15 protein-coding genes and 4 pseudogenes are annotated in these 20986 nt (G+C 55.3%); 14 read left to right on the top strand and 5 right to left on the bottom strand.

All coding sequences use genetic code 11. The features are described 5' to 3' along the window. The 12 genes from JN756_RS22425 to JN756_RS22480 all read left to right on the top strand — a co-directional run bounded on the left by JN756_RS22425 (window position 1) and on the right by JN756_RS22480 (window position 13718). Entirely contained in the window at window positions 1–405 is a 405-nt protein-coding gene (locus tag JN756_RS22425; RefSeq protein WP_201021377.1) for a TIGR03750 family conjugal transfer protein, read from the top strand. Continuing rightward, complete coding sequence (locus JN756_RS22430) at window positions 402–1073, top strand: PFL_4703 family integrating conjugative element protein (protein WP_201021378.1); 672 nt, start codon at window positions 402–404, stop codon at window positions 1071–1073. Before JN756_RS22425 ends, JN756_RS22430 begins: the two co-directional genes overlap by 4 nt. After that, window positions 1073–1960: a TIGR03749 family integrating conjugative element protein gene (locus JN756_RS22435; protein WP_201021379.1), complete on the top strand. Its 888-nt coding sequence runs from the start codon at window positions 1073–1075 to the stop codon at window positions 1958–1960. Before JN756_RS22430 ends, JN756_RS22435 begins: the two co-directional genes overlap by 1 nt. Then, window positions 1950–3431, top strand: a complete 1482-nt coding sequence (locus JN756_RS22440) for a TIGR03752 family integrating conjugative element protein (protein ID WP_201021380.1) — start codon at window positions 1950–1952, stop codon at window positions 3429–3431. The genes JN756_RS22435 and JN756_RS22440 overlap by 11 nt, the downstream gene beginning before the upstream one ends. Next, window positions 3412–3831, top strand: coding sequence for a TIGR03751 family conjugal transfer lipoprotein (locus JN756_RS22445; RefSeq protein WP_201021381.1), 420 nt, complete (start codon window positions 3412–3414; stop codon window positions 3829–3831). Before JN756_RS22440 ends, JN756_RS22445 begins: the two co-directional genes overlap by 20 nt. After that, window positions 3831–6620 carry a conjugative transfer ATPase gene (locus JN756_RS22450; RefSeq protein WP_201021382.1) on the top strand — a complete coding sequence of 930 codons (2790 nt, stop codon included), beginning with the start codon at window positions 3831–3833 and terminating at the stop codon, window positions 6618–6620. Before JN756_RS22445 ends, JN756_RS22450 begins: the two co-directional genes overlap by 1 nt. A gap of 657 nt (window positions 6621–7277) precedes the next feature. After that, complete coding sequence (locus JN756_RS22455; RefSeq protein ID WP_201021383.1) at window positions 7278–8765, top strand: alpha/beta hydrolase; 1488 nt, start codon at window positions 7278–7280, stop codon at window positions 8763–8765. A 326-nt stretch (window positions 8766–9091) separates the two neighbouring features. Then, window positions 9092–9487 carry a TIGR03757 family integrating conjugative element protein gene (locus JN756_RS22460; RefSeq protein ID WP_201021384.1) on the top strand — a complete coding sequence of 132 codons (396 nt, stop codon included), beginning with the start codon at window positions 9092–9094 and terminating at the stop codon, window positions 9485–9487. Next, complete coding sequence (locus tag JN756_RS22465; RefSeq protein ID WP_201021385.1) at window positions 9484–10431, top strand: TIGR03756 family integrating conjugative element protein; 948 nt, start codon at window positions 9484–9486, stop codon at window positions 10429–10431. The genes JN756_RS22460 and JN756_RS22465 overlap by 4 nt, the downstream gene beginning before the upstream one ends. Window positions 10432–10457: 26 nt before the next feature. Beyond that, the gene (locus JN756_RS22470) at window positions 10458–11855 is read left to right on the top strand and encodes an integrating conjugative element protein (RefSeq protein WP_201021386.1); all 1398 of its coding nucleotides are present in this window, start codon (window positions 10458–10460) and stop codon (window positions 11853–11855) included. After that, window positions 11852–12196: a hypothetical protein gene (locus JN756_RS22475; protein WP_201021387.1), complete on the top strand. Its 345-nt coding sequence runs from the start codon at window positions 11852–11854 to the stop codon at window positions 12194–12196. The genes JN756_RS22470 and JN756_RS22475 overlap by 4 nt, the downstream gene beginning before the upstream one ends. A gap of 1 nt (window position 12197) precedes the next feature. Next, complete coding sequence (locus JN756_RS22480; protein ID WP_201021388.1) at window positions 12198–13718, top strand: conjugal transfer protein TraG N-terminal domain-containing protein; 1521 nt, start codon at window positions 12198–12200, stop codon at window positions 13716–13718. Window positions 13719–13720: 2 nt separating this feature from the next. Here the strand turns inward: JN756_RS22480 and JN756_RS22485 are convergent, their stop codons facing one another. The 3 genes and pseudogenes from JN756_RS22485 to JN756_RS22495 all read right to left on the bottom strand — a co-directional run. Beyond that, entirely contained in the window at window positions 13721–14080 is a 360-nt protein-coding gene (locus JN756_RS22485; RefSeq protein ID WP_201021389.1) for a DUF3742 family protein, read from the bottom strand. Between the two features lie 217 nt (window positions 14081–14297). Next, window positions 14298–15224: pseudogene (locus JN756_RS22490) on the bottom strand (DinB/UmuC family translesion DNA polymerase); the annotation flags it as partial. Window positions 15225–15270: 46 nt separating this feature from the next. After that, window positions 15271–16059: pseudogene (locus JN756_RS22495) on the bottom strand (IS3 family transposase); the annotation flags it as partial. Window positions 16060–16110: 51 nt separating this feature from the next. Here JN756_RS22495 and istA point away from each other — a divergent pair. Together istA and istB are read left to right on the top strand one after the other, a co-directional pair. Next, window positions 16111–17310, top strand: a pseudogene (istA, locus tag JN756_RS22500) (IS21 family transposase); the annotation flags it as partial. Between the two features lie 20 nt (window positions 17311–17330). After that, window positions 17331–18081: pseudogene (gene istB, locus JN756_RS22505) on the top strand (IS21-like element ISPsy14 family helper ATPase IstB). Between the two features lie 353 nt (window positions 18082–18434). Here istB and JN756_RS22510 read toward each other — a convergent pair. Both JN756_RS22510 and JN756_RS22515 read right to left on the bottom strand, forming a co-directional pair. Then, the gene (locus tag JN756_RS22510) at window positions 18435–19355 is read right to left on the bottom strand and encodes a hypothetical protein (protein WP_201021390.1); all 921 of its coding nucleotides are present in this window, start codon (window positions 19353–19355) and stop codon (window positions 18435–18437) included. 351 nt (window positions 19356–19706) lie between these two features. Then, window positions 19707–20926 (bottom strand): IS3 family transposase gene (locus JN756_RS22515; protein WP_442966357.1). Its coding sequence is split into 2 segments (ribosomal slippage): window positions 19707–20581 and window positions 20581–20926, totalling 1221 coding nucleotides; the frame shifts between segments, so codons are not numbered across the junction. Window positions 20927–20986: the final 60 nt, after the last annotated feature.

Raw genomic sequence — 20986 nt, forward strand, 5'->3', positions numbered from 1 at the left:
ATGAAAAGGGATTTAGATCAACAACTGTCTGACGGCACCTTGCGCTTCATTCCCACGCGGCTTAACCGTCAGCCCATCATTGTCATGGGACTTACCGCTGACGAGATGTGGATCACCGTTGCTGCCTCCGCGGTGCTAGGCATCGCGATCGGCATTGCAGCGGCAGTGCTCTTCGAGAGCATTGCATTGGGTCCCACGATGATGATGCTGTGCATCGCCCTGGGTCTGTTCATCGGTGGAAAACTGCTGCGACGTCACAAGCGCGGCAAACCCGAGACATGGCTCTATAGGCACCTGCAGTGGTCCATCGCCAAGCGTTTCCCGTTGCTCACTGCTTGGACTGGCGGAGCGGATATCGTGGTGCGCTCAGGCCTTTGGAGCACTCGCCGGAGCCGTCATCCATGAGTCGCTTCAAGAACGAGGTCACTCGACTTGAATCTCACGTGAAAACGCTGCGCGTCGGCTGCGGGACGCTACTCGGTGTAGCCTTGCTGATGGGCCTTGGATGGTGGGACTCTCCGAGGGATCTGACTATTCACAACCCACCAGACCTGCGCTCGGGCAGTACGCGTAAGTGGTGGGAGGTGCCACCCGAGTCGGTCTACACCTTCGGCTTTTACATCTTCCAGCAGCTCAACCGCTGGCCCATCGACGGGGAAAAAGACTACCCGCGTGCGATCCATAAGCTCAGCGCTTACCTGACGCCGAGCTGCCAGGCCGAACTTGAAAGCGACTTTCAGAAGCGTCAAACGGCGAGCGAACTGCGCAATCGTACTCGCAGTGTTTTCGAGCTCCCGGAACGGGGCTATGGGGAAGATCCGGAGCTTCGCGTCAAGGTACAAGGCCGAGACCGTTGGCTGGTCAACCTGGACCTGGCCACAGAAGAGTTCTATGGCTCGGAGCGCGTCAAGCAAGCCTTTGTTCGCTATCCCTTGAAGGTGGTGCGTCTGGACGTCGACCCGGAGCAAAACCCTTTTGGCCTGGCTCTGGACTGCTACGACTCGTCCCCGCAGCGCATCGCACCTCCCATCCCGCCCATCAGCCGCTCCCCACACAAGCAAGGAGGCCAGTAATGCGCCGATTGCGTTTCGCCCTGCCACTTGGAATGGCTTTCACAACTGCACAGGCTGTCGAGATCATGACCTGGGAACGACTGCCATTGCCTGTGCCTCTGCATGTTGGCCAAGAGCGCGTCATCTTCATCGATCAGAACGTCAGAGTCGGCGTACCACGAGCGCTTACTGACACCCTGCGGATTCAGAGCACTGGCGGCGCGTTGTACCTGAGGGCCAGCGCGCCAATCGCCCCCACGCGACTACAACTTCAAGATGTGCGTACCGGCGAAATCATCCTGGTGGATATCGCCGCTACAGAGGGCAACGATCAGTCATTACTTGAGCCCGTAAAAATCGTCAAAGGTTCCCGCGGCCCTAAGCGTTACGGATCTGATCCCAAGCAGGCGGATATCGGCGCCGAACCCTTCTCCCCAGATCCAGCACAAGCGACGCCAGAGCGCCGTGAGACGCCAATACCGGTTGTGCTCACTCGCTATGCCGCACAGAGCCTTTACGCCCCCTTACGCACTGTAGAACGGCTCCCGGGCGTCATTCAGATCAAGCAACGCCGTGGTTTGGATCTAACTAACCTGATGCCGACTCAGCCGGTGAACGCCTCTCTCCTTGGCGCCTGGCAACTGGAGAACTACTTCGTCAGTGCCATCAAGCTGAGCAACACATCGGCTCTCACCTTAAGCCTGGACCCTCGCGAGTTACAGGGCGACTTCATCACCGCGACGTTTCAGCATCAAACCCTCGGCCCCGTCGGCGTATCCACCGACACCTCCGTCGTCTACCTGGTAACCCGGGGCAAAACCTTAGCTGAAGCGTTGCCACCTTCGGTGAGCCAGATCGACGCCAGCATCAACCTCAAGCCATCCCGGGTAGGTGCTCATGCACAGTAATGGCTTGCTCAAGTGGCTGATTCTGCCTCTGATACTGCTGGTCGTATTTGGGGCGTTTAAGGCTTGCTCCAACAAACCGACTTCGACATCGTCCTCTAAGGCCAACGAACCAAGACTGACCCAGGAGGAAATGAAGCAGCTCGGCATTGACGGCGATACACCGAACGACACCGTGGCCACCTTGGTAGCCCAGACCAAGGCCATGCGCAGCGAACTGAAAGCGTTGCTCTCCGACAACAAGGGCCAACAAGAAGAAAACACCCGTTTACGCCAACGAGACAGTGATATTGATAAACGCATTCAGCAAGCCTTGAGCAATGAGTTGCAGAAGCTCCCGCCCAAGGACCAGCGTCGGCTAAACGAACAGGAAACACAAACGTTGCTGGACGATCTCAAGCAACGCCTCTCCACAGACTTTTTGAGTAACCGAAGCGCCGACCTTCCCATAGGCCTGGGATTGCAGCCTGGGGATGGCGACCAGTTTTCCAATGGTGAGGATGATCTGATTTGGATCGCCCCTCAGGACGCCACGACGGTGGATTCACAGGGTAAACCGATACCGAGCGGCTCCAACAAACCGTCTACAGGCTTCAGCTTTCCTGATGCCTTCAGCGATGAGATCAATCGCGGTCAACGAGAACTGAAAGCAACCACCGGAGCTGTTGGACGCAACATCAGAACTTCCGAGGAGAAATATTTGGCCAAGCCCGTCTACACCCTACCGGAGAACAGCACACTCACAGGCTCCATCGCCATGACGGCACTAATCGGCCGGGTACCGGTAGATGGCGTGGTTAACGACCCCTACCCCTTTAAAGTACTGATTGGCCCAGACAACCTCACAGCCAATGGCATTGATCTGCCGGACGTCGCAGGCGCAGTGATCAGCGGAACTGCGGCGGGTGACTGGACGCTTTCCTGTGTGCGGGGGCAAATCATCAGCATGACCTTCGTTTTCAATGACGGTCGCATCCGCACGGTACCCACCCCGCAGAAGCTCACCAACCGTCAAAGCCCAGGCCAATCCAGTGGATCGCAAATGGACAAGATCCAGGGCGGAATTGGTTGGCTCAGTGACCCCTATGGCATCCCCTGTATTTCGGGTGAACGACGCTCCAACGCTGAGCAGTACCTGGGTACCAAAAGCTTGATCACCGCCGCCGGCGCCGGCGTGGCCAAACTGCTGGAATCAGACCAGCAAGGCTCAAACACGCTGTTCAGTGCATCTGGCACGCCAGTAGGTAATGGCTCAACCGGAACCGACGCGATGAATACCATCCTCTCAGGCGGCGTAAAAGACATCGGTGACTGGGTTAACAAACTCTACGGCCAAGCCTTCGCCACCATCTACGTACAGCCCGGAGCCCAAGTGTCCGTGCACTTGGACCGACAGTTGGAGATCGACTACGAAACGTTGGGCCGCAAGGTGCGGCACGCTTCTGGAGGAACTTATGTACCCGAGCTCGATTAACCCCTGGTTGCTGGTTCTACTCGGTATGTTGTTCATCGCTGGCTGCAGCACCGAAAAGGATCAACTACTCCCCCACGGCCCGCAGAACATGGTGGACATCTGGGATGCGAACACCAGGTCTGCGTCACAAAGCACTGTCGATCGGCAATTGCATGACGCACGCGTGTCCTTGCGCAGGCCAATGGATGTATCGACACTTGATCTAGCCACCTACACTCGAACCGCTCAGACCGAGATTTACAGCCAGTTTAAACGCCTCCCTAACCCTGACCTGGTGATGTACATCTTCCCTCACTTGGCAGGCACTGATCCCGTTCCTGTGCCCGGGTACAGCACCATCTTCCCCTTCTACCAGCGCGTGCAATACGCCTTGCCTGGCGAGCGGACGGAGGACTACTGATGGATCAGAAAATGACGGATGCAGGGCAGGACCACGTCGATAAGCTTGCAGCCCACGGATTACAAGCACCTGGTGCGTGGAGGACTTCTCAAGAGCGTCCAAGCACAGTAGCCGATGAGCGAGCCCTCTACGCAAAAGCACCCAGCTTTGTCGACATGCTGCCTTGGGTTGAATTTCTTCCTGACTCCCAATGCATGCTGCTTGAAGATGGCGAGTCAGTGGCTGCGTTTTACGAACTGACGCCGGTTGGTACAGAAGGACGGGAGGCTAGCTGGCTGCGTACAGTGCGAGACGCTCTGGAGAACGCGCTGCAGGACAGCTTCGATGAACTGGAAGACCAACCCTGGGTCGTTCAGCTCTATGCGCAGAATGAAACGGACTGGGATGGCTACATGAGAAATCTCAGGGCATACATCCAACCCCGCGCCCAAGGAACGGCTTTCACTGAGTACTACATCCAGATGTTCGAGCAGCACCTGCAGGCTATTTCCAAGTCGGGTGGTTTATTCGAAGACACAGCGGTGACCAAACTTCCATGGCGGGGCCAAACCCGTAAAGTACGGATGGTCGTCTATCGCCGCAGCAAAGGCTCGCCCTCCCGCCGGGGTCAATCCAGTGAGCAGGCACTCAACAGCATTTGTGATTGCCTGGTGGCCGGGCTGGGAAATGCTGGCGTGAAATCTTGCCGCATGAATGCCTCACAGACTCACAACTGGCTATTGCGATGGTTCAACCCTAACCCGCGATTACTGGGCAATACCGCAGAAGCACGAAAAACCTTTTACCAATTGGCGGCGCTGCCAGAAGACAACCCAGATGATGAACTGGAGCTCGCCAGTGGTACAGACTTTGCGCAACAACTGTTCTTCGAACAACCCCGTTCAGATGCAGAACAGGGCCTTTGGTACCTGGATGGCATGCCGCACCGTGTGGTGGTACTTGATCGTCTTCGGTCCCCTCCCCCCACAGGTCACCTGACAGGCGAAACGCCTAAAGGTGGCGATGCCACCAATGCCCTGTTCGATCAGATGCCTGAAGAGACCACTTTGTGTATCACGCTTGTGGTCACACCCCAGGACATGCTGGAAGCGCACCTTAATCACCTTGCGAGCAAGTCAGTCGGTGATACGTTGGCGTCAGAGCAAACCAGGGAAGACGTCCAACAAGCGAGATCCCACATCGGCAGCGCTCACAAGTTGTACCGAGGAGCCGTAGCCTTCTATCTGCTCGGCGAGGACGTTGGGCAGCTAGACGAACGCACGTTGCAGCTTCACAACGTAATGCTCAACGCCGGACTACAGCCCGTGCGCGACGAGCATGAGGTAGCGCCACTCAACAGCTATCTACGCTGGCTGCCTTGTGTGTTCAACCCAGGCGTTCGTAATAGCGAGTGGTACACGCAACTGATGTTTGTACAGCATCTTGCCAACCTGGCGCCGGTGTGGGGGCGCAGCGAAGGCACTGGCCATCCCGGGATAACCTTCTTCAACCGTGGCGGGGGCACGGTCACCTTTGACCCGCTCAACCGTCTCGACAGGCAGATGAATGCTCACCTGTTTCTATTCGGCCCAACCGGCGCCGGCAAGTCAGCAACTCTGAACAACATTCTGAACCAGGTCACTGCGGTGTACAGACCACGCATTTTCATTGCAGAGGCCGGCAATAGCTTTGGTCTTTTCGCAGACTTCGCCAAACGCCTGGGCATGACGGTCAACTCTGTGAAGCTGGCGCCAGGTTCGGGTGTCAGTCTCGCGCCCTTTGCCGATGCATACCGACTGATTGATACGCCTGGCAACATCAAAACGCTGGATGCCGACGCGATAGATGAGTCAGAGCCCACGGAGGATGACGAGCGAGACGTACTGGGTGAACTCGAAATCACTGCTCGCCTGATGATTACCGGCGGCGAAGAGAAAGAAGAACAGCGCCTAACTCGCGCTGATCGGAGCATGATTCGCCAGTGCATCATCACTGCTGCAGCAGACTGCACAGACCAACACCGAACGGTTCTGACCCAAGATGTACGAGATGCGCTGAGAGCCTCCGGCAATGACACAAGTTTGCCGGAACAAAGGCGCATCAGGATGCTGGAAATGGCCGACGCAATGGACATGTTCTGTCAGGGTTCTGATGGCGATCTATTCAACCGTGATGGTACGCCATGGCCGGAAGCTGACATCACAATCGTCGACCTCGCCACCTACGCCAGAGAGGGCTACAACGCTCAACTCTCCATCGCTTACATCTCCCTTATCAACACGGTCAACAACATCGCTGAGCGAGATCAGATGCTCGGCCGGCCGATCATCAATGTCACTGACGAAGGACACATCATTACCAAGAATCCGCTGCTCTCCCCCTACGTCCTCAAGATCACCAAGATGTGGCGCAAGCTCGGAGCGTGGTACTGGTTAGCCACTCAGAATATCGATGACCTTCCCAAAGCAGCAGAACCGATGTTGAACATGATTGAGTGGTGGATCTGCTTGAACATGCCACCCGATGAGGTCAACAAAATCGCGCGGTTCCGCGAACTCAATGATGCTCAAAAAACGCTCATGCTCTCAGCTCGTAAGGAGACAGGAAAGTTCACGGAGGGGGTCATTTTGTCGAAATCCCATGAGGTCCTTTTCCGAGCAGTACCGCCGAGCCTTTACCTGGCGATGGCCATGACTGAACCAGAAGAGAAAGCTGAGCGATTCAAACTGATGAATGAGCAAGGTATTAGTGAACTAGAGGCTGCCGCGACCCTTGCAGAGGCAATAGATCGTAAAAGAGGCATCATCTGAACGTAGCTCCCATCCTGCCTCCACAATCTGGTCAGAAGGCACAGGATGGGCTTTTTTGAGACATTACCTCGTGGAACGTAAACGCGCTATACACCGCACCTCCATACAAGCCAAATCCTTGATGAACTGGCAATGTTCATTAGCGCTCAACGTCTCCATTGCGTAAAGGGCTTGGATATGACCTAAAGCTAACCATCCCTTCTCGTCAACCTGCTCGGCAGAGTGTGCATCTGCTATTCGGTTGATAACCTCGGTGCAAATACTTCGAGCACGGCTAAGATCTGCCTCGGTATAAGTCGGCATTTACTTGATTCTCCATTCATTAGCCCTATCCTCCCTTCATACCCACCCGAAGGCATAACATCGCTACACATAGACAAAGCTTCATGCGTAGAAATAATCTTACCCTCCACATGCCCCTATTAATTGGCGAAAAGGTTCGCGCTCCCCAACTGAAAAATTGTCACCAATTGAAAAGCCTCGCAGCCTTAACAGCATTTGGCGCGAAAGTCAGTTCACTTTTCAAGGCGGTATGCTGCCCGCTAACGGATGAGGAGCGCACCTGCCAGCCCTCTAAATCAATAATGGCAATTTGCTTGCATTGCGTACTTCTTATAGCTTAAATTGAACAAAACACCTACATCGGAGAGACATCGCATGGACAGAACGAACATAGAAAGGACTTCGGCCGATCTTGCAATCGCACTAGCTATTTTGCATCAGAATTTCTCCACCAATCTATCTTACAAAAGAATAATAAGCTCGACGCAGATATTGCTATGTTGGAAAAATGCACCAACCGGTACGTTCGTTGAGGTTTTAGAGTCAAGAATCCTAAAAAAGTCAGCACTTCACGAGTTTAAATACCTAACTAAGAACGCAGACAAAGTGAGGTTACTCGCCGCAGCCACAGAAGCCCGAGCCATGCTTGACAGCGCAGATAATAGAGGACACGACAACCTCAAGATCATTAAAAATGATCACTTTAGATTCATTATTGAACAGTCAGTTCGGCTTCCCCAAGAACTCATCATAGGTGAATGGATCGTTGGAAGAATGCAGGCACAAAGAATTGGACAGCTTCTCACTAAATCCGAACTTCACAATATCCGGAGTTTATGGTGGAAGTCAGAAAAGAATTTCGAGTCTGACACTGTATCAGAACCCTTCACTAGATACGTAGTTCATTACGGCACAGATCGACTTCAAGAGCCAGGGACTGGAGTAAAATTTGGTGGATATAGAGGCGGGAAGGTAACCTATGGGCTCGCCGAAGTATCCATTCCAGACACACATATACGAGGACAAACTGAAAGACCTAGCATGTGGTCGTACAACCAGAAGGGAAACCCAAATAAGCATATTGTAATCCACAACGTCGAGACATGCGAATTGACTGAGTGGTTGGAACAGGCAAGAAGCTATTTAGAAAAAGCAATAAAAGCTCAAGAGTTCGGAAGCCAAGAAGGACTTCTTTTCATACACGGGTATAACGTGAATTTTGAAGAAGCGATCTGGCGATCAGCTCAATTGTGCCACGATCTTAAATTTCAAGGCTTGATGATGTGTTTTTCATGGGCTTCGCTTGGCATAACCAAAGGATATATCCCAGATACAGCGTCAGTCGATGCATCAGCCTTACACCTTGAAGAATATCTAACACACATCACAAAAGAACTAAACCTGAGCGCCCTACATATAATTGCACATAGCATGGGAAACCGCGCACTTCTATCCGTACTTGAAAAATGGACAGTAGTCCCTAGTGACGTACCGATAAGCCAAATAGTTTTGGCCGCCCCAGACATCGACAGTGACAGATTTAAACAAATTGGCCGAGTTTTTAATTCTTATGAACAAGTAACACTATACGCATCCAAGACAGATCGCGCGATCCTGGCCTCTGCTAAAGTCCATAAAAACCCACGCGCAGGCGGTGCTGACCCAATGATCGTCATGAACCACCTTTCGGCCATTGACGTTTCGTCCGCTGGAAAAGATATGTTTGGTCTAGGCCACTCCTACTTCGCTAACACGTCGAAAGTGTTTAGCGATCTATTTTCAATTATCAGGCATCGACACAAGCCTAGCCAGAGAGTAGACATAAGAAAAATCAAAGGAAAAAATTACTGGGAACTGACGTAACTCATCAGTGATACCGATCATTTTTGCCTAAACCCGTCTCTTCCGTTAGGGCAATAATGAGCGCCATACTTTCAGTGATAAACTAGAGAAACATCCTTCTCACGCCGGCACGCTTGTGTGCCGGCAAATCGTCTTTATGAGCTACTGCAATCCTAATAAGCACTAAGCCGCAACCAGCCTGTTCTGCTCCCTTCTGCAACGCATTTCTGCGACACAGCTAGCCACCAGTGTCTACGTTTAATAGAAAGGATGGGAAATCAGTTTTCGTAATGTTCTTCAGTAGCGCTACATGCAGGATTCAGGACTCACTCCCCCGGATCTGAGCCATGAAGCCCAATCTCATTCTGATAAGCCTGGCAGCGCTGGTCGTCAGCCAAACTTCCGCCGCCGTACCCTGGGTCATCACCGACAGTGCTCCTGCCATTGAGGCGACGAATGAGATTCGCTTGATTCTCATCGACCAGCTTTCAGCGCTGGAGGATGAGGTCTCTAGTGGACTGCCCTCCTCGCCCGATGCAGCCGAAGCCATGTTCGGTGAACGAATGACCGCCCAGATGAGCGCTAAGATTGAGAACGCTCACCAGGACATCGTTGATACCTGGAGCCTGGGAGTCACCAAAATCCCAGCGGTCGTGGCGGATGGGAAATACGTTATCTATGGAGACTCAAACGTCGAGCGCGCGCTGACGAAGATCCCGCTGTACCGGGAAGCGCATCCATGAGCGAGGATCGCAAATACCCTTATCTCATCGCCATCGCACCGTTACTACTCACACTTACCTACAGCCCCCTGAGTCAGGCGTTAAACACGGCGATCATCGTCCCTACGGTGATATCCCCAAGCTGCCTTGAATACAAAGTCGTGGGCGCTTGTTTCTGGCTCCGTTGCACCAACTTTGGGTGCAAGGTCAAAACTTCTGCCAAGGTTCGCCACTACGTTCCCGATGCCGTTGTCTCAAGCTATTCCTCAACAGGGCAAAATCCCTGGAGTGAAGTCAGAGCACTCAGTTCACCGATCTCCCACGCCAAAGGCGGCGGCAGCGGTACAACCAACGATCAACACGAGAACAACCTCTCCATCTTCAAAAATGTGGATGTGATTGGCCATCCAGGGATCGCAGCCTTCAACGCTTTCGCCAGCGGCTCCGGATACGCCTGTGCCGGCGCCGGCACGCCATATGTGCCAAACATGCTCAGCACACTGGATTACGTCGGCTGGCGCTACGGCATTCCAGAAAGTATCTACCCACAATCACTCATTCCCGGCATTCGCGAGGTGGGCAGCAGGTTGTCTTTAAACCTGTGGGGAAACATTTATCCCCGCAGCGGTTTTCTGCACCAGGTGGACGACTACAAGGCCTCCGCCGTCATGGCTCAGCGCGCAGGCGATATTGTGACGCGCCCTGGCCAGGTCCACGTGTACCAACCGCTCCTCGCGTCACCCAGCGCAGGCTATTGGCCCGCGGGTGAACTGCGCGAATCAGAACCCGCCACAGGCAAGTGGCAGCAGCTCGCGCCCCGCATCAGCAGCTCCTGCAACGCTTTCCCAGAATCGGGCCCTCACCTTCAAGCCATCGATGGGGGATACGCGTGGTCCCTATGGCGGCCTTACACCTGCTGTAAACGTGAGGGTCAAACCTTCCTCGGCAGCACTGGCCCTCATTAACCCTCAATTCAACACGGAGCCTGAACATGACTCGGACGTCAGCCCCCCAATCTCTCTCAACCTGCCGCCGGCTGGTCCTAAGCGCTGCTCTATGGAGTGTCACCTCTCTCGCTTTCGCAGCCAGTTTTGGTGGTTCTGGCAGCGTCATTGGCGATGACGTGCTGTACAGCATCGGTGGCGGCAACGCGGTCTCCATGGGCCGCGCGGGCCATATGCAAAGCGTCGGCGTCGGTGTGGGTTGGAACAGCAACCTGATGTGCGGAAACATGGATCTCTCGACCACGCTGCATAACCAACTCAACGGTTTGACTGGCGGTTTTCAGAGCATCATGGGGAGCGTGATTCAAAACGCGACGGGGGCTGTTGCCTCCTTGCCTGCGCTGATCATTCAGCGTGCGGACCCCGGCCTCTACAACCTGCTCACCAACGGCATTCTCCAGGCACGCTTGGACTTCGACAGATCGAAGGCAAGCTGTCGCGCGATGGCCGAGCGCATGGTCACCCTTGCTGGCAATCAAACCGGATGGGGTTCACTCGCAGAAGGCCAGGCACTCAAGGAAGCCATTGGTCAAAACAAGGATGCAGTGGCAGTAACGGCTCAGGCTGAGTCCGATAACGGTAATACCGGCATCCCTTGGATAGGCGGCAGCAAGGCCGGTGGCCGCGGACAGCCCCCCATCAAGGTGGTCAGCGAGGTCACCAAAGCCGGGTACAACCTGCTCAACGGCCGTACCGCCAGCGACTCCTCTACGATCGCTCCAAATGACTGCAACAGCGGCATGCTTTGCGGTACCTGGCGATCGCCAGAAGAGGCTGGCGCATTTGCCAATCGTGTACTGGGCGAGGTGCAGCAACAGACATGTGAAAGCTGTACCAAAAGCAGCGCAACCGCAGGCGTGGGATTAACCCCACTCATCCAGGAAGAATACGAAGAAAAACTGGAGCTACTGCAAGAGCTGATCTCCGGCGCCAAGCTACCCAGCTTAGAGAACTTGTCTGCGGCAGGCAGCAGCTCAATGCCCATCACCCGGGGCGTCATCACGGCCTTGCGTGATGAACCGGATCAAGAGATTTTGGCTCAGCGTCTGGCGTCAGAAATTGCTGTCACCAGTGTTCTGGAGAAGGCGCTCCTGCTGCAACGCATTTTCCTCGCAGGTAACAAAGAACCCAATGTGGCGGCAAACGAATTAGCCACTAACGCGGTGAGCAATGAGCGCCAGTCATTGCAACAGGAAATCACCAACTTACGCACTGAGTTGGAACTGCGTAGATCCCTGACCAGCAACTCCCCCGCTGCCATCATCGCCCGCCACAAGGAGCGTAAAGACAATTCTCGCGCCATTTATGAGGGTGACCCTGATACCAACCGCCTTGAAGAAGCAGAACGGGATGTGTCCAGTAAAAGCCGGGGACGCCGACCATGACAAAAAATCCGTTACGCAGGTTCATCAGTCTGGGTCTCTGGGCTCCCATCGCAGTAGTAAGTCTGGTACTCGTCATTGCACTAGCGTTCAACCTTCTAGGCATTCAGGTCATGAAGGGACTGCCCGCCTGGCAAGAGTGGAGAGCCAACTCCTATTGGTATTTCTTTAGCTGGCGGGTGGCGCTTTACAGCGTCGCTCTGTCCCTCTGGCTGCGCTACCGCGATCGTCAGCTACATCGCGAGCCATCCTCCAAATCCAATGTGCGCAAGGCAGAGACGGCTGTGATTTTATCGTTGCTGTTGCTAGAGCTAACCAGAGCCCAACTGCGGATGGGGGCCTGAGATGACGCTCTATACCAATGACTATCTGGAGTATTACCTGACGCTCGTGGGCTGGCTCATCAGTAACGGCATCTGGGACGTTCTGATGGACTCAGGCATGTTCGCCCTCTCCATCTTCGCCATCCTGCTCCAAGAATGGCTGAAGGCCCGAGGAGAGGGTGCAGACGAAGGAAACAAAGGGTTGTTGGCCAGCACCCGGATCGAGAGCCGGCTTTGGATGGCGACGGCCGTGATCATGTTCGCTGGCATACCCTTCATCCATCTCGACCTGAGCACCATGCAGTTCGACGATAGCCGCTCACAACAATGTCAGTACCAGGTACCTGCGCCAGAGGATACTGGCTGGGGCAGGTCCTTCACGTCCCTGAACAACCAAAGTGCACAAGTCCCCGTCTGGTGGTTCTTCGTGCACTCCATGTCTAAGGCTATAACCGGCGCCGCAGTTGCCGCCATTCCCTGTGGGAGTGATCTGAGACAGATGCGTATGCAGGTAAACAACACCCGCCTGCATGATCCAGTGCTCGCTCAGGAGGTCGCAGACTTCACAAACGATTGCTACGGCTACTCGCGAGCGAAGCTGTTCATGAATCGTCCAAATCTCAACGATGAGCTGACCAACGATATCAACTGGATTGGCTCTCAGTACTTCATTGGTCAGCCCGGCTACTACGACACCTACCACTCCAGAACTCCACGTGCCGAATGGCCCTACGACTCTACGAGGGATATGGGGCTGGCCCAGGTGAGAAACGGTGGAGGCTATCCGACTTGCAACCAGTGGTGGGCAGACAGCAATAAGGGGCTTCGTAGTCGATTACTCGCCCAGGTCGATAGCAGCCTGTTGGACCGCTTTATTCGGTGGGCCAGCTTCATGCCACAGGAAGAGGTGAACGATGCAATCATTCGTCAGGTGGTGTCGCCCAGTAGTCAAAGCATGACTCAGGGCAAGGTGTACTCCGACTATGGCGGACAGGTCGGCGGCTCGCTATTCAATGACATGAGTCGAGCGACAGGCACCGTCGGATTGACCGTCGGGACCCTGGCGTACTTCCCCGCCATGGACGTCGTACGCCAAGCGCTCCCAATGGTGCTGGCAGCTCTCAAGATGGCCCTGCTGATCTGCATTCCGCTGGTGCTGATGTTCAGCACCTACGACTTGAAGGCAACCATCACGGTATCCGTTGTCCAGTTCGCAATCATCTTCGTGGATTTCTGGCTACAGCTAGCACGATGGATAGATACGACCATCCTCGATGCGCTCTACGGTGCGAACTCTCCGCACTCCAGTCTGAATCCGCTGATGGGCATGAATAACACCCAGGCAGACATGCTGCTGAATTACGTGATGGCAGCACTGTTTATTGTGTTACCGACGTTCTGGGTAGGTGCTCTGAGCTTTGCTGGATTCAGAGTTGGCAACTCGATCGATGGATTGAGACAAGCCTCAAAAGGCGCCGAGGACGCCGGCTCTAGCGGCGCAAGCGCTATTCAAAGGACGTCCGGTATCGGTAGAAACAAATGAGCTTACTTCTCCTCGTCGAACCTGCCGGCATCTACGCGAAAATCGCCACTGTAATCACCATATCCAGAAGCTCCATTACGCCAGCCATCATCATTTTTCATAGCATTGGGTAAAATCAGCCCCCAACTTTGTAATGCCCCAACAAATAACAATATCGCGTAAAAAAGCGCAACCCAAAATGTGAAATACAGAAGCGCCCCGAGTAATAGGAGCTTAACGGTCCAGATTATCGTGGCTGTTACTACACTGGGGACGCCCTTAACTGCCAGCCACTTCACAATCAGAGCCTCTCGACGTGTGGAGGCTCTTAGAAGCCTTCCAAGACGGTAGCCCGCACGATGAGCAAATCCCTTTTTGTCCATTTCGCATTCATCCTATTTTGCTATTTACGGGGTGACCCTCAAACGCATCTGGATGCGAGTGCAAATAGGTTTGCAGAAGTTGAACAGGAAGGCTTGTAGGGGAATTCCGCAAACCAGAAGGGTTTTCTCTGGAAAACGACTCAGTACAGATTCGGAAATCCAGGTGCGTGCGGAAGAGCCCCGCAGTCTACGAAGAGTGGATGACCTGTAAAATTTGCTACTGACAAGAAACTCTCCAGAGCTGGTCCAACCTAGTCGTATAGCTTTGACTCATCATCTCCCGCCGCATGCCCCAGTCCGGGTTCAGCGGAACGCTTGCCGCACGTAACGTCCCCCTGCACCACCTCCCGTTGATCTCGTCCAACACAGCCATCACCTTCGACGCCTCGGCGGGCTGAGACGCCGCGAACAAATCGTCGGTGTATTCACCTTTCTGGCAGAGATTGAGCAGCAGCACCTCTGCCTTGCTGTAGTTGAAGCCGGGTCGAAAAAACCGATCCAGCGCATCAACCGCCGCCTTCGTCAGAAGACGAACATCGTCCGTGGGATAGGGAAGGTCAACGATCACCCCATTGGCATACTTTGCCTCTTCCGGATTGAACATCCCTGTACGAATGCTCACGCGGATCTTCTTACACAGCGAGTGCTGGGCCCTCAGCTTTTCAGAAGCCCGCATCATGTAAGTGGCGACCGCTTCCTTGATCGAGGGCAGATCCTTCAACCGCTTACCGAACATCCTGCTGCAGCAAATTTCCTGCTTTGGCGGATCGGGCTCATCCAGTTCCAGGCAAGGCGTTCCGGCGAGCTCACGAGCAGTCTTCTCGATCACCACGCTGAAGTTCTTACGGAGCATCCAGGGATCGGCCTGCGAAAGCTGCCAAGCTGTTCGAATGTTCATCTCGGCTAGGTGCGCCGTCATTTTTCTGCCAATGCCCCAGACATCTGAGACATCACACACCTTGAGCAGCTTGTCTCTTCGCGCAGGAGCTCTAATATCCAGCACACCCCCCAACTGGGACTGCCACCTCTTGGCACCGTGGTTGGCCAGCTTGCTGAGCGTTTTGGTTCCTGCGATGCCGACACCCACAGGAATACCCGTACTCCTAAGCACCTGCGCGCGGATACGCCGACCTAAGTGTTCCAGGTCACCTACGGCGTTTTTCAAGGTAGTTGTCGTATCTCCCGTCTTGCTAGGCGACCTTCACGACAACTGTCAGTTCCCTTTCGGGGTTGAGATACACCGTCCCGATGGGGTTCCAGTTGCGTGTCTCACCTGACCATCTTTCAGGCCATTTTTATCTCGCTTGCCCATAGATTGCCGCCCTCCGGGCCAGGATTTCCCGGTCTTTTCCCTCGTGGCGCTGGGCGGGTGTCACGAAGCGGATTCGGCTATGACGATGCTCGGTGTTGTACCAGGCCATAAATTTCCTCACCCAGATACGCGCGTCATCCAGGCTGCTAAATCCATCCTGCGGCCACTGCCGGCAGTACTTCAGCGTTCTAAACAGCGACTCCGAGTAAGGATTGTCGTTGCTTACCCGAGGTCTTCCTCTCGATGGCGTGATACCCAGGTCGTACATCTTGGTCAGTAACGTCACCGATTTCCTCGGTGCGCCATTCTCCGAGTGAAGCACCAGCGGCTGACGCCAGCACTTCTCTCGAGTGACACTTCGTTGCAGTAGGACGGCTGCTTTTTCACCATTTTCTGCCTCATAAACTTCCCAGCCCACAGCCTTTCGGCTGTAGATATCCTCGATCAAATAGAGGTAGTAAAACTCCCCACGAACCGGCGACGGCAGGTACGTGATATCCCAAGACCACACCTGATTGGCGGCTGTCGCCGCGTAAGTGGTGGGTGCTTCATGGCGATGCGGGCGTTTGGCGCGGGAACGATGATGCTGCTGATCTGCCGCATGCAGCACTCGGTAAAAGGTTGCCTCCGATGCCATATAACGTCCCTCGTCAGCGAGCCGTGGCACCCCATCTTTGATACAGCATCGCTGGCTGACGCCAGCGTTCGTGACACACTCCAGTACAGCTGGTTCTGCGAGCACTACCGGCTCTGGGCCGCCAAGGTCGACGTGGTCATGCGCCAGGAACATCGCGCCGGCGAAAAACTGTTCGTCGATTACGCGGGTCAGACCGTGCCGATCATCGACCGGCGAACCGGAGAGATCCGCCAGGCCCAGATTTTCGTCGCCGTCCTCGGCGCCTCCAGCTACACCTTCGCCGAGGCGACCTGGTCGCAGAAACTGCCCGACTGGCTGGGCTCGCACGCCCGCTGTTTTGCTTTTTTCGGCGGCACCGCACAGATCCTGGTGCCCGACAATCTGCGCAGTGGCGTGACCAAGGCGCACCGTTACGAGCCCGATATCAACCCCAGCTACCGCGATCTGGCCGAGCACTACGGCGTCGCAGTATTGCCTGCTCGCTCACGAAAACCCAAGGACAAAGCCAAGGCCGAAGTCGGTGTTCAAGTGGTCGAACGCTGGATCCTGGCGGTGCTGCGCAATCGGCAGTTCTTTTCGCTGGGTGAACTCAACACGGCCATCGGACTGCTGCTGGATCGCCTCAACCAAAAGCCCTTCAAAAAGCTGCCCGGCTCACGCCGTTCGGCCTTCGAGACCATCGACCAACCGGCGTTGCAACCGCTACCGGAACACCCTTACATCTACGCCGAGTGGAAAAAGGTGCGGGTGCACATCGACTACCACGTCGAGGTCGACGGTCACTTCTACTCGGTGCCATACCAACTGGTGAAGCACCAACTCGAAGTGCGGCTCACGGCCCAGACCGTCGAGTGCTTCCACGCCAACCAGCGTGTGGCCAGCCACCTGCGCTCGCCGCACAAAGGCCGCCACACTACCCACACCGAGCACATGCCCAAGAACCACCGCGAGCACGCCGAGTGGACGCCCCAGCGGCTGATCCGCTGGGCTGAGCAGACGGGCCCGAATACGGCTGGTGTCATCGCCTACATCCTCGAGCGCCGAATCCATCCGCAGCACGGCTTCCGCGCCTGCCAGGGGATCCTGCGCCTGAGCAAACAGCACGGCGAAGCGCGGCTGGAAGCCGCTTGCCAGCGTGCGCTGGCACTGGGCGCATGCAGTTACAAGAGCCTGGAATCGATCCTGCGCCAAGGGCTGGAACGCCTGCCGCTGGCTCAGCAAAACCTGCCGCTGCTGCCCGACGAGCACATCAACCTGCGTGGCCCCGGTTACTACCACTGACCTGAAAAAGGAGCACGAACATGCTGCCCAACCCGACCCTCGATAAGCTACAAACCCTGCGCCTGCACGGCATGATCAAGGCGCTCAGCGAGCAACACGCAACGCCCGACATCAACGATCTCAGCTTCGACGAGCGCTTGGGCCTGATGGTCGACCGCGAACTGACCGAGCGCGAAGACGCCCGCCTGACGACGCGTCTCAAAGCCGCCCGACTACGCCACAACGCGTGCCTGGAAGACATCGACTACCGCAGCCCGCGCGGCCTGGACAAGGCGCTGATCCTGCAACTGGGCAGCGGTCAGTGGCTGCGCGATGGCCTGAACCTGATCATCGGCGGCCCGACTGGCGTAGGTAAAACCTGGCTCGCCTGCGCGCTGGCGCACAAGGCCTGCTGGTTATAGCGTGCGTTATCTGCGCCTGCCGCGCTTGATGGAAGAGCTGGGCCTGGCCCACGGCGATGGCCGCTTCGCCAAACTGATGGCCGGATACGCCAAGACTGACCTGCTGATCCTGGATGACTGGGGACTGGCACCGTTTACCGCTGTGCAACGCCGCGACATGCTCGAACTGCTGGACGACCGATACGGCAACCGCTCGACGCTGGTGACCAGCCAGATGCCGGTGGACAAATGGCATGCGCTGATCGGCGATCCGACCTTGGGCGATGCGATCCTCGACCGGCTGGTGCATAACGCTTATCGGATCGAACTGAAGGGCGAATCGATGCGCAGACGCGCAACGAAATTGACGACGGCAGGGACTTCAGACTAACAATGCAAACCTGCGTCGCTGCGCTCCGACTGCCTGTCCAAGTGGACGTGGATCAGGTGTCCAAGTGCGCGTGGAACGAGTGTCCAAATGATCGTGGGCTGAGTGTCCAAGTGTCGTGGAATCCGCAATGAGATAGCAAAAGTCACCGATCAGCTTGAAGTCATCCTCGATATTCCACTTGTGGCACGCTTTTACAGCCGCTGGAAAGTTGTGTTCTTAGGTTAGTCCAGAAATCCACATTCGAAAGAAAGCCGTCGACCCAGTAAGGTTCAACGGCTCATTCAATTGGATGACAGCCATAGCTTCCGAGTTGTTCCATGGTTAGGGCTACACCTCGAAATCCGTATCGACGATCAAGGTTCAATCAGCGGTGATTCTCGGTATACGCGCAAGTTTATTTTGATGCGAATTTTATGTGGGGATGGGTACCAAGAAGGAGCGTAGCCTGGCCGGCTGTAGCCAGGTTGATCATCCGTTGCACCCAGCAGTTCGCAGATACTTTTGAAGTCGGCCTCGGATGCCTTTGGAAACACCTCACGGCTCAAGTCAAATTTGGTTTGGCTCACCATTTCATTAGTCACCAGGAGTGCACTGGCACGCGCATTGGTGAGCTTCATGAAGCGGTTTACCCAGCCATCGAAGGTGATATAGGTCGTTTCGATTTTTTGCCGACCTGCGCTGAAAAACATTGAGACCGTGAAGTACAGCCCAATGGATGCAAGGTCTTGCATGGCGTTATGAATCCGATTTTCGGCCCGCGCCTCCTTCTTCGAAGGCTTGAGAATTTCATGAGCGTCCTTTTGCTGGTACAGGCAGGCAAGAGCGCAGAGAACGAAAATACTTCCGATCGGCACGCCAAGGCGTCTCGCCTCTTGGGCGAGCTCTTGTTGGACTGCCTTGAGTTGGTCTTTGGCAATAGGTTGGTACAACCTACGCTGCGCATACCCAACAAATTCGGCATTGGCATCCCACCGTTCTTTTTGACGATTGACGATCGCAAGCATGTGCTCCGTGTGAGCTACCTTTGCCATGTCATCCGTCAGCGCTAGTTTGAAAAAACTGGCCAGCGCAGCAGTGTCCTTCTCAATGGATTCCTTGAGCTGTTCTACCGTCTGCAAAACACCGATTTGCCCTTCGAAACAAGCAAGAATAGGACTGACACGATTGCCTTCCTGATCAATCGAACGCAGCAGTGCCTCCTCTTCACTGGACAGGGATTTATCCTTGATCTTGGAAATGACGTTTCGGTCAACACAATAGACATGGCGAATCAATTGAAGCTCCAAACAATCCACGAACGCGAAAGTTGCATCCCTATACGGCCGAAGCCCCGAAAAGGCGGGGCAGATGTATGGGGACGTTTTCGTTATGGCCGAGTGCTGGTGAACTGCTCCCGCTTGAGGATTCGCCAAACTTCGTTTCCACATTGACCAGCCCTTCTAAGATCAACCAACGCTCTTGGCTACCCTCGACTTCAGACCAGTATGGTTTATCCCTTTTAACCATCAAATGAAACCACAGCAGCCCTTCCGGGCGACCACGTTGAGGTAGGTCTCAGAGTCCTTAGTCAAAAGCAGCAACCTACCACTGGACTTGCCCCTACAAAATCGGACACCTACTCCCCGTTAAATTGATGCTGCCGCCAAGCGCCTGAACTCCCTCGGCGAACGATAGTTCAAAGCGCTGTTCGGATGCTGCTCGTTGTAATGTTCGAAGGCAATTGCCAGGTTACGCAACGCCGTTTCCCGATCCGGTTTGGGCATGTGCGCCACGTAGTCACGCTTGATCGTCTTCACGAAGCTCTCCGCCATCCCGTTGCTCTGCGGGCTGCCAACTGGCGTGGTCACCGGCTGCAAGCCGATCTGTCGAGCAAATAGGCGTGTCTGTTCGGCGGTGTACGCCGAGCCGTTGTCGCTTAGCCATTGCACCGGCGTGCTGGGCAATTGATCACCGAAGCGCTTCTCCACGCTTTCCAGCATCAAGTCGCGGATATCATCGCCGCTGTACCCGGTCGGGCTTGCCACCCAGCCGATGGCTTCGCGATCACAGCAATCGAGGGCGAAGGTCACGCTCAGTTTGGCGCCATCCTCGCAGCGGAACTCAAAGCCGTCCGAGCACCAACGCGTATCGCTGGTTTTCACGGCAATACGGCCTTCGTGCCGACGCGGCACGCCGGGCTGTTTGATCCGGCGCTCCAGCAGCAAGTTGTGATCACGCATGACCCGGTAAACCCGCTTCACGTTGATCGCCGGCAGCGAATGGGTTTCACGTTCCCGACGCAGTAATCCCCAGACACGACGGTAGCCATAGCTGGGCAACTCGCTGACCTGCTGTTGGATTTCAACCACCAACTCAGCGTCGTCCACAGGTCTGCTTCGCCGTGTCTTGGCCGATACCGATTGCTTGATTCGAACCGTTAATTGCGAGCGCGCCACACCGAGACATTCGCTGACCAGCTTCACTGGTCGTCCCCCGGCAACAAGGGTGAGTGCGCAATCCATTTTCGCGACCGGGCGATCTCCACGGCCTCTTTGAGGATTTCGGCTTCCATCGTTTTCTTGCCCAGCATCCGTTGCAGTTCACGGATCTGCTTGAGCGCATCGCTCAGCTCGGAGGCCGGCACCACGGCTTCGCCAGCACTGACCGCCGACAGGCTGCCGTCCTGATACAGCTTGCGCCACAGGAATAACTGGTTGGCATTGATGCCGTTGCGCCGAGCGACGACCGACACACTTTGCCCTGGTTCAAGGCTCTCGCGAACCATGGCCAGTTTTTGCTCCGGGCTCCAGCGGCGTCGCCGCTCCTGACCCAAAAGCTCACCACTCTTATCGTTGCTGTTAGTCATAAACATAACCGTTTGCCTATCCCTTATCGTAAGGGGGAAACGGTGTCCTGTCTTTCATGG

The sequence above is a fragment of the Pseudomonas sp. Y39-6 genome (genome assembly GCF_023651955.1).
Lineage (GTDB): Bacteria > Pseudomonadota > Gammaproteobacteria > Pseudomonadales > Pseudomonadaceae > Aquipseudomonas > Aquipseudomonas veronii.

Coding starts and splice junctions, on each gene's coding strand:
- JN756_RS22455 (WP_201021383.1), top strand. CDS start 7,278: ATGGACAGAACGAACATAGAAAGGACTTCGGCCGATCTTGCAATCGCA.
- JN756_RS22425 (WP_201021377.1), top strand. CDS start 1: ATGAAAAGGGATTTAGATCAACAACTGTCTGACGGCACCTTGCGCTTC.
- JN756_RS22430 (WP_201021378.1), top strand. CDS start 402: ATGAGTCGCTTCAAGAACGAGGTCACTCGACTTGAATCTCACGTGAAA.
- JN756_RS22475 (WP_201021387.1), top strand. CDS start 11,852: ATGACAAAAAATCCGTTACGCAGGTTCATCAGTCTGGGTCTCTGGGCT.
- JN756_RS22485 (WP_201021389.1), bottom strand. CDS start 14,080: ATGGACAAAAAGGGATTTGCTCATCGTGCGGGCTACCGTCTTGGAAGG.
- JN756_RS22470 (WP_201021386.1), top strand. CDS start 10,458: ATGACTCGGACGTCAGCCCCCCAATCTCTCTCAACCTGCCGCCGGCTG.
- JN756_RS22445 (WP_201021381.1), top strand. CDS start 3,412: ATGTACCCGAGCTCGATTAACCCCTGGTTGCTGGTTCTACTCGGTATG.
- JN756_RS22480 (WP_201021388.1), top strand. CDS start 12,198: ATGACGCTCTATACCAATGACTATCTGGAGTATTACCTGACGCTCGTG.
- JN756_RS22465 (WP_201021385.1), top strand. CDS start 9,484: ATGAGCGAGGATCGCAAATACCCTTATCTCATCGCCATCGCACCGTTA.
- JN756_RS22435 (WP_201021379.1), top strand. CDS start 1,073: ATGCGCCGATTGCGTTTCGCCCTGCCACTTGGAATGGCTTTCACAACT.
- JN756_RS22460 (WP_201021384.1), top strand. CDS start 9,092: ATGAAGCCCAATCTCATTCTGATAAGCCTGGCAGCGCTGGTCGTCAGC.
- JN756_RS22440 (WP_201021380.1), top strand. CDS start 1,950: ATGCACAGTAATGGCTTGCTCAAGTGGCTGATTCTGCCTCTGATACTG.
- JN756_RS22450 (WP_201021382.1), top strand. CDS start 3,831: ATGGATCAGAAAATGACGGATGCAGGGCAGGACCACGTCGATAAGCTT.